The following is a 1,281-nucleotide window of genomic DNA, read 5'->3' on the forward strand; positions in this document are numbered from 1 at the left end:
GGCTCGCAGAGGGAGGACACCGTGGACACAGCGCCGTACTCGCAGCCGTTGCGGGAGTACATCGAACAGCTGCGGACCGAGGGGTACAGCGTCGCGGGCGGCCAGACGGCCGACCCGGACCTGATCGACCCGCACGGCAACCCGGTGCTGACCTTGCAGGACGACTACCCGTACTCGGAACGCCTGCCGCGGGACGAGTACGAGTACCAGAAGTACCTGCTGCAGATCGAGCTGCTGAAGTGCCAGTACTGGCTCGAGGACACCGGGCAGAAGGTCGTCGTGCTGTTCGAGGGGCGTGACGCCGCGGGCAAGGGCGGCACGATCAAGCGGTTCACGGAGCACCTCAACCCCCGGACCTCGCGGGTGGTCGCGCTGAGCAAGCCGACCGAGCGCGAACGCGGTGAGTGGTACTTCCAGCGGTACGTGCAGCACCTGCCGGCCGCCGGTGAGATGGTCCTGTTCGACCGCTCCTGGTACAACCGTGCCGGCGTCGAACGGGTGATGGGGTTCTGCGACGACGACGAGTACGAGTCCTTCATGACCCAGGTGCCGCAGTTCGAGCGGATGCTCGTCGACTCCGGCATCCACCTGACGAAGTTCTGGTTCTCGGTGACCCGGCGCGAGCAGCGGACCCGGTTCGCGATGCGGCAGCTCGACCCGGTGCGGCGGTGGAAGCTGTCCGACATCGACCTGCTGTCGCTCGACCGGTGGGAGGACTACACCGAGGCGAAGATGGCGATGTTCACCCGGACGAGCAAGCGGTACGCGCCGTGGACGATCGTGCGGTCGAACGACAAGAAGCGCGCACGGCTCAACGCGATGCGGTACTTCCTGACGCAGTTCGACTACCCGGACAAGGACGCCGACGTGATCGGCAAGCCGGACCCGCTCATCGTCCGCCGGGGCAAGCGGGACGTCGACATCGAGTGATCCCCCGCGGCGGCTGAACCGCCCGCCGACTCGGAACGTTTACACGCCGCCGCTTCCCGTCACGCACTCGAAACAGACGGGCAACGGCGCCGACACAGGGCAGCAAGACACTTGTCGCACTACCTGTCACCCGACAGGTACTCCGCGAAAGGTCTGCAGTCATGCGTTCTCCGCAAGCACCGCTCCACGCACCGCGCGCCACGTCCGACGTCGACACGCAGGGGCTCGCCCGCCTCGGCTACGAGCAGGAGCTCCACCGCGGGGTCGGCTCGTTCTCCTCCTTCGCGGCGGGCTTCTCCTTCGTCTCGATCCTCACCACGGTCTTCCAGCTGTTCGGACTCGGCTTCGGGC

The 1,281-nt window shown here is 67.0% G+C and carries 1 protein-coding gene and 1 pseudogene; both read left to right on the plus strand.

The features are described 5' to 3' along the window. Window positions 1–21: 21 nt before the first annotated feature. Entirely contained in the window at window positions 22–930 is a 909-nt protein-coding gene (gene ppk2 / locus BACI9J_RS22430; RefSeq protein WP_159736626.1) for a polyphosphate kinase 2, read from the plus strand. A 161-nt stretch (window positions 931–1,091) separates the two neighbouring features. After that, window positions 1,092–1,281, plus strand: a pseudogene (locus BACI9J_RS22435) (amino acid permease); the annotation flags it as partial.

It is taken from the genome of Arthrobacter sp. 9V (assembly GCF_902506065.1).
GTDB lineage: Bacteria > Actinomycetota > Actinomycetes > Actinomycetales > Micrococcaceae > Arthrobacter.